At 68.2% G+C, this 7182-nt stretch carries 6 protein-coding genes; all 6 read right to left on the reverse strand.

What is annotated here, in order from left to right; translation table 11 throughout:
• Positions 1 to 270: 270 nt before the first annotated feature.
• Positions 271 to 2511: a methyl-accepting chemotaxis protein gene (locus ABB28_RS16125; RefSeq protein WP_057687394.1), complete on the reverse strand. Its 2241-nt coding sequence runs from the start codon at positions 2509 to 2511 to the stop codon at positions 271 to 273.
• Positions 2512 to 2716: 205 nt separating this feature from the next.
• Positions 2717 to 4708: a chemotaxis protein CheA gene (locus ABB28_RS16130; RefSeq protein WP_057687395.1), complete on the reverse strand. Its 1992-nt coding sequence runs from the start codon at positions 4706 to 4708 to the stop codon at positions 2717 to 2719.
• A 49-nt stretch (positions 4709 to 4757) separates the two neighbouring features.
• Entirely contained in the window at positions 4758 to 5123 is a 366-nt protein-coding gene (locus ABB28_RS16135) for a response regulator (protein WP_042613857.1), read from the reverse strand.
• A complete protein-coding gene (locus tag ABB28_RS16140) occupies positions 5120 to 5428 on the reverse strand; it encodes an STAS domain-containing protein (RefSeq protein WP_057687396.1) in 309 nt (102 codons plus the stop codon). Before ABB28_RS16140 ends, ABB28_RS16135 begins: the two co-directional genes overlap by 4 nt.
• A 348-nt stretch (positions 5429 to 5776) precedes the next feature.
• The gene (locus ABB28_RS16145) at positions 5777 to 6811 is read right to left on the reverse strand and encodes a chemotaxis protein CheW (RefSeq protein WP_057687397.1); all 1035 of its coding nucleotides are present in this window, start codon (positions 6809 to 6811) and stop codon (positions 5777 to 5779) included.
• Positions 6808 to 7182: ParA family protein (locus ABB28_RS16150; RefSeq protein WP_161809877.1), on the reverse strand; the 375-nt coding region annotated here is incomplete at its 5' end. The genes ABB28_RS16145 and ABB28_RS16150, both read right to left, overlap by 4 nt.

Genomic DNA, 7182 nt, shown 5'->3' on the forward strand with positions numbered 1-7182 from the left:
TCACTGTACATGGACGAGCGGGCCAGGCGGTGGGCCGATGCGGGGCCCCGGGTCTGCCTGGTCGACACGGCGGAGGCCAGGGCCGCTGCGCCGGGCGCACGTCCCTACGTGGCCGCACCGGCGAAGCCGCCCGCGGCTCCGCCGCGCCCGGGCACCCGCCGCGCGACGGTGCGGGAGCCGGTCATCGCCGGCGACGGCGACTGGCAGGAGCGGCTTTTGCCGTCCCCCGCCAGCCGCCTCGCCCCGCCAGCTCGTCAACTGCTGTGGCGCTTAGAACTCCTGCCAGTCGCCGTCGCCGGCGATGACCGGCTGCCGCACCGTCGCGCGGCGGGTGGCCGGGCGCGGGGGAGCTGCGGGCGGCTTCGCCGGTGCGGCCACGTTGGGACGTACGCCGGGCGCAGCGGCCTTGGCCGGCGCGCTTTCGGCCAGGCGGAACTGGGCTACCGCATCGGTCAGCTGCATGGCCTGTTCTTCCATCGAACGTGCCGCCGCGGTGGCTTCCTCCACCAGCGCTGCATTCTGCTGGGTGGTCTCGTCCATCTGCACCACGGTCTGGTTGACCTGTTCGATGCCGGCCGACTGTTCCTGCGAGGCCGCGGATATTTCGGCCATGATGTCGGTCACGCGCTGCACCGAGGCGACGATCTCGCCCATGGTGGCGCCGGCCTGGTGGACCAGTGCGGAGCCATCGGCGACCTTGCCGACCGATTCGTCGATCAGGCCCTTGATCTCCTTGGCCGCTGCCGCCGAACGCTGCGCCAGGGTGCGCACTTCGCTGGCAACCACTGCGAAGCCACGTCCCTGGTCGCCGGCGCGTGCTGCTTCCACGGCAGCATTCAGCGCCAGGATGTTGGTCTGGAAGGCGATGCCGTCGATGACCGAGATGATCTCGGCGATCTTCTTCGACGACGCTTCGATCGCCGACATGGTGGTGACCACCTTGCTTACCACCGCGCCGCCCTGGCTGGCGACACCGGCTGCGCCGATCGCCAGCTGGTTGGCCTGGCGGGCGTGCTCGGCGTTCTGGCGCACGGTGGAGGTCAGTTCCTCCATCGAGGCCGCGGTCTCTTCCAGATTGGCTGCCTGCTGTTCGGTACGGCGCGACAGATCATTGTTGCCGGCGGCGATCTCGCTGGCGGCGCCACGGATGCTCTGTGCCGACACCTGGATGCTGGACACGATGCCGGTCAGCTGGCAAACGGTGGTGTTGGCATCGTCGCGCATCAAGGCGAACACGCCGTGGAACTCACCGTCCATGCGTGCGGTCAGGTCGCCGGCCGCGATGGAGCGCAGCAGCTGCGACAGCTGGGACAGGTTGCCGTCGGCCACGTGCATCATGGTGTTGAGCTGTTCAATCATGACCTTGAAGTCATGCTGGAAGCGTTCGGCATCACCGCGCTGGCTGAAATCACCCACCGCCGCGGCCGACGCCAGTTGCTGGATCTGCGTGTTGATCGCCAGCAGGCTGCCCTTGGCCGCGTCCATCGATTCGTGCAGGAAGGCGCGGCTGGCGGGCAGGCGGCGCGCGTCCGGTTCCAGGTTGCCGATGGCGTACTGGTTCAGCACATCCACCGCATCGCGCAGTGCGTCGAGGTGTTCGAAGATGACCGTGTTGATGCCGTGGGCCAGCTCGCCATACACGCCGGGGAAGTCTTCCGGGATGCGGTGGCTGATGTCCGGGCCGGCGTGCATGTCCACCATCTGCTGGGTCTGCCCGGAGAAGCGGCGCAGGGTGGCGGTCATCGCCGCGGTGGCGGCCAGCATGCGGCCGGCTTCATCGGTACTGCTGGCCTGGGTGGTGATGCTGAGGTCGCCGCGTGCCACCGCCTGGATGGCCTGCACGGCCTTGCCCAGCGGTACGGTGATCGCGCGCGAGATGATCACCGCCAGCGTGGCCGCCACCAGCGACAGCAGCAGCATCGCGGCGATGATGGCGATAAGGCTGGTGTGGTGGGTGGCGTTGGCATCGGCGATGCCCTGGTCCATCAGCGTGCCGCTGTAGGCGCTGAGCGCCTTCAGGTCATCGAACAGCTTGCGGCGCAGCGGACGCGACTGCTCGTCGGACACCTGCTGGGCCAGCACCGCATCGCCGCTGGCGCCGGCAGCGCGCAGCTGGACGTTGGCAGCGAAGTAGGCGGCCACGTCGGCCTTGACCTTCTCATACAGCTCGCGCTCTTTCGGGTCGGCAGGCAGCGCGGCGTAGGCCTCCAGTTCCTCATGCACCACCTTGGCGGTATCGTCCATGCGCTTGTTGTAGTCGGCTACTTTTTCCGGCTGGTCCAGCATGGTCAGCTGGGCCATTTCATAGGTGCGGAACTCGCCCAGCTGGGAGCGGACTTCACCAAGATGCTGCACCGACGGGATGGCATTGCTGGCCATGCCACGCAGCTGCTGGTTGGCCTCGGACAGGCGCAGCAGGGCGAAGCCGCCCAGCACGAGGGTCATCAAGGTGGTCAAGGTGAATCCCACCGCCAGCTTGCGGGCGATGGCGAGATCGGCGAACCACTTCATGCGGGTGCTCCAGGGCAGGGCAGGGCGCAGCGGCCACGCCGCTGGGCGATGTTGGAAAGGAAGCGGGACACGGCGGTGTGGGGGTCATCACGCCGTCTTTACAGATAGCGGCGAGGCGGCGCGGATCTGTAGCGCCGAGCCGTGCTCGGCGGAGAATTTTCCAACAGTCCGCCGAGCCTGGCTCGGCGTTACCGTTGTTCGTGGATCAGGCGGCCTGCGGGACCCGCAGTGAGCGCACCAGCCCGCCGATGTCGACGATCAGTGCCACCCGGCCATCGCCAAGGATGGTGGCGCCGGATACCCCGCCGATGCGGCGGTAGTTGTTCTCGATGTTCTTCACCACGACCTGCTGCTGGCCGACCAGTTCGTCCACTTCCAGCGCGATCTTCTGGCCATCGCCTTCCACCACCACCACCAGCGATTCGTCGCTGTGGCGCTGGCCGTAGCCGTAGTACTCGCTCAGCGAAAGGATCGGCAGGTATTCGCCGCGCACCCGCAGCACGCGCCCTTCGCCGGCCATGGTGCGGATGTCGCTGGCCTGCGGCTGCAGGGCTTCCAGCACGTAAGCGAGGGGCAGGATCAGGGTTTCGCCGGCCACCGATACGGTCATGCCGTCCAGGATCGCAAGCGTGAGCGGCAGGCGGATCAGCGTGCGCGTGCCCATGCCGGCGCGGCTTTCGATCTGCACTTCGCCGCCCAGTGCCTGGATGTTGCGGCGGACCACGTCCATGCCCACGCCGCGGCCGGACAGGTCGGTCACGGCATCGGCGGTGGAGAAGCCCGGCTGGAAGATCAGGTCCCAGACCTGCGCATCGGTCGGGTTTTCCGGCACGGCCAGGCCGCGTTCGGCAGCCTTGGCCAGGATCCGGTCGCGGTTCAGGCCGTGGCCGTCGTCGCTCACTTCGATGACGATGTGACCGCCCTGGTGGGATGCGGCCAAGGTGATGGTGCCGGTTTCGTCCTTGCCCGCGTTGCGGCGGAACTCCGGCATTTCCAGGCCGTGGTCGATGGAGTTGCGCACCAGGTGGACCAGCGGATCGGCGATCTTCTCGATCAGCCCCTTGTCCAGTTCGGTACCTTCGCCGATGGTCTTCAGCCGTACCTGCTTGCCGAGGCGGGTGGACAGGTCGCGGACCAGGCGCGGGAAGCGGCGGAACACCGCATCCACCGGCAGCATGCGCACGCCGATCACCGCTTCCTGCAGGTCACGCGTGTTGCGCTCCAGCAGGTCCAGGCCGGCGAACAGGCGCTCGGCATGGGCCGGATCGATATGGTTGGACACCTGCTTCAGCATTGCCTGGGTGATGACCAGTTCGCCGACCAGGTTGATCAGCGCATCGACCTTGTCCACGCTGACGCGGATGGAGGATTCGGCTTCCTGCGCCGGGGTCGCGGCGGCCGTGGCCGGCGCAGCGGTGGCAGGCGCTGCAGCAGCAGCCGGGGCGAGTTCGACCTCGACAGCCGGTGCGCTGGTGGCCAGGCTGGGCGGTGCGACCGGACGGATGTCCAGCTCGCAGTCGTCGACCACCCAGGCGAAGGTATCTTCGATCTGGCTGCGCTTGATCTTGCCGATCAGGCCCAGATCCCACGCGAGGTGGGCCTCGAACGGATCCAGCTGCTCGAAGCCGGGCAGGCGCTCGAGGCGTGCCTGCACCTGCAGCGGGCCAAGGTGTTCCAGTTCGCGGATGATGCGCAGCGGATCATTGCCGCTCATGAACATCGACGGCGCCGGGGTGAAGCCGATCTGCCAGGCTTCCGGCTCCGCTTCGGCGACCACCGGGGCCGCCGCGCTCGCTGCTGCCGGGGCCTGCCCGGACAGGATCGATTCCAGTCGCGCCTTCATCGCCGCGACCGCGGCCGGGTCGGCCTGCACGCCGTGTTCGGCTTCGCGCAGCAGGGCGCGCAGCACGTCCACCGAGGCCAGCATCGCATCCACCGCATTGGCTTCCAGCGCGCGCTTGCCGGCGCGCAGCTCGTCCAGCAGCGTTTCCAGCACATGGGTCAGCGCGGCGATCGCATCGAAGCCGAAGGTGCCGGCGCCGCCCTTGATCGAATGCGCTGCACGGAACACCGAGTTGATGATCTCTGCATCGTGCTGGCCGGATTCCAGGGTCAGCAGTCCGGCTTCCATGGCGTCCAGCCCTTCGCGGCTTTCCTCGAAGAAGGTGGCGTGGAAACGTTGCAGGTCCATGCTCATGTCAGGTGTGTTCCAAGGGCGGGCGCGGGGGACGGGATGGCGTGGGCGATCAGCCCAGGACCTTCTGCACGGTGGCGATCAGCTGTTCGGGGTTGAACGGCTTGACCAGCCAGCCGGTGGCACCGGCGGCTTTGCCTTCGGACTTCTTGTCCGCGGCCGATTCGGTGGTCAGCATCAGCATCGGGGTGAACTTGTATTCGGCCAGCTGGCGCAGTTCGCGGATCAGCGAGATGCCGTCCATGTTGGGCATGTTGACGTCGGTGACCACCGCGTTGAAGCGTTGGCCCTTGGCCCGGCCCAGCGCGACGGCGCCGTCCTCGGCTTCTTCGACGGAAAAACCGGCCGAGGTGAGGGCGAAGGAAACCATCTGGCGCATCGACGCCGAGTCGTCCACCACCAAGATACGTGCGCTCATGCCGCGTTCTCCACAGATTTCAGGTTGTCATGGGATACAGCCAGGCCGAGGGCCTGGGTGACGCCGAGCAATCGCGCGGCGTCGGTGAAGGTTGCGGTGCTGCCGCTGAATTCCGTGTGCAGTCCGGCACCGCGCCGGCCCTGCACGAACGCGCACAGGACCTGCATGGCGGCGGTGTGGATACGGCCCACCCGGCTGGCGTCGAGGGTCAGCGGGTCGGCCGCGGCCAGCAACGGGGCCAGGCGGTTCTTCAGCTCGGTGCTGCTCTCGATGCCGAGATCTTCACCCAGGTCCACAGTGCTCATTGTTGCTCCGGACAAACGGTTCCAGACTTCATAGCGGCAATATCCGGGGAAGCTTTAGGGCGGGTTTTTTTGTTGCGCAGCTGAAGCCAGGGCAAGAGCGTGGGCCGAGGGGACAGGCGCAGAAGCGGGAGCATGGGGCGCGGGGGCGGGCAGGGTCAGGCAGGACCCGCCGTGAACCCATCCATGGGGGCTTGTGTTCGGCTCCTGCCTCACACAGTCCTGCCTGACCCTGCCCGCCCCCTCACTGACAGTCTGCGCTTGGGCCGCGGGGTGGGGGAGGGCAAGGCAAGGGCAAGGGCAAGGGCAAGTGCAAGGGCGCAGCGCTTGCCTCCAGCCTGGGCTGGTGTGTCAGTTCAGCAGCTGGGTGGCGTCCAGGAGGATCATCGGTTGCTGGTGGAGGCGGGCTACGCCGCGGAAGATGTCGTTGCTGATGCGGCAGATGCGGGCGGTGTCGGGGGGCTCTATCTGCGAGTCGCTGAGGTTGGTGACGTCTTCCACTGCGGTTACGCGCAGGCCCATGATCTCGCCGTTTTCTTCCAGCACCACGATGCGGGTCAGGGCGTCTTCGCCGGCGGGGGCGCCGCCGAGATGGATGCCCAGGTCCATCACCGGCACCACCTGGCCACGCAGGTTCATGATGCCGAGCATCGCCGGGGCGGTGCCGCGCAGGGGCAGCAGCGGCACCGGCAGCACCACTTCCTGCACTTTCAGCAGTTCCAGTGCATAGGCCTGGCTGCCGCAGCGCAGCCGCAGCCAGCGCGAGCTGCGCTCGGTGGCGCGTCGTTGCGGGGATGACGCGTAGCCGCTCTGCCGGGCCTGTTCCTGCAGTTCCTGCCAGGTGCTGGGCGGGTTGGCGTTGGCTTGCGCCAGTGCCGGAACCGCGCGCGCCACGGTGCGTGGCGGCAGGGCCGGCACCGCGGGGGGCATGGCCGGCGGCGGTGCGACGAGCGCGGCGATGGGGTCGGCGGCGGCGGCGAAGGCCGCTTCCAGCGAAGGACTGTCCGCGTTGGTCAGCACTGCACTGATCGCTTCACCGGTCTCATAGATGACTTCGTCCGGCAGGTCGTCCCAGGTGGGTTCTGGTTCTGGTTCTGGTTCGGGCGCCGTCTGCAGGGCAGGCGGCGGCGCTTCGGCGGCAGCGTCGAAGGCGGCCTGAAGGCTGGCTTCGTCCATCAGCGCGGGGTCTTCGCCGCTGGCCGGCCCGGTCTCGTAGACCACCTCGTCCGGCAGGTCGTCCCAGGTCGGTTCGCGTTCGGCGGTGGGTTCGGCGGCGGCGTCGGGAGCGGCTGCCACGGCCGTGGTGGCCTGCGGTTCGGCGACCGCGGTGGTGGCCTCGCCCAGCAGCTGTTCCAGGTAGTCGTCCAGCACGGTTTCGTTGTTCATGCGGCCTGCTCCAGTGCACGCGCATCGTCGGCCAGGATCCAGTCCAGTGCACGGCGGTAAGCGGCCAGGCCGCGGCCCGGATAATCGTCCCCCTCCACCGGCGCCATCAGCGTGGCGGCGTTGCTCATCCGCGTATCCACCGGGATCGCGTCTTCCCAGACACGCGTGCCATGGCTGTCCTGCATCTGCCGCAGGCTTTCGTTGCCGGCGCGGGTGCGGCGGTCGAACAGGGTCGGCAGGATCGACATCGGCAGCGGGCGGCGACGCGAACGTTCAACCATCTCACCGGTGCGGACCATGCCATCCAGCCCGTGCAGGGCCAGCGGTTCGGCCTGGGTGGGGATGATCAGGCGATCGGCCGCGGCCAGCGC

The sequence above is a fragment of the Stenotrophomonas chelatiphaga genome (assembly GCF_001431535.1).
Taxonomy (GTDB): Bacteria; Pseudomonadota; Gammaproteobacteria; order Xanthomonadales; family Xanthomonadaceae; genus Stenotrophomonas; species Stenotrophomonas chelatiphaga.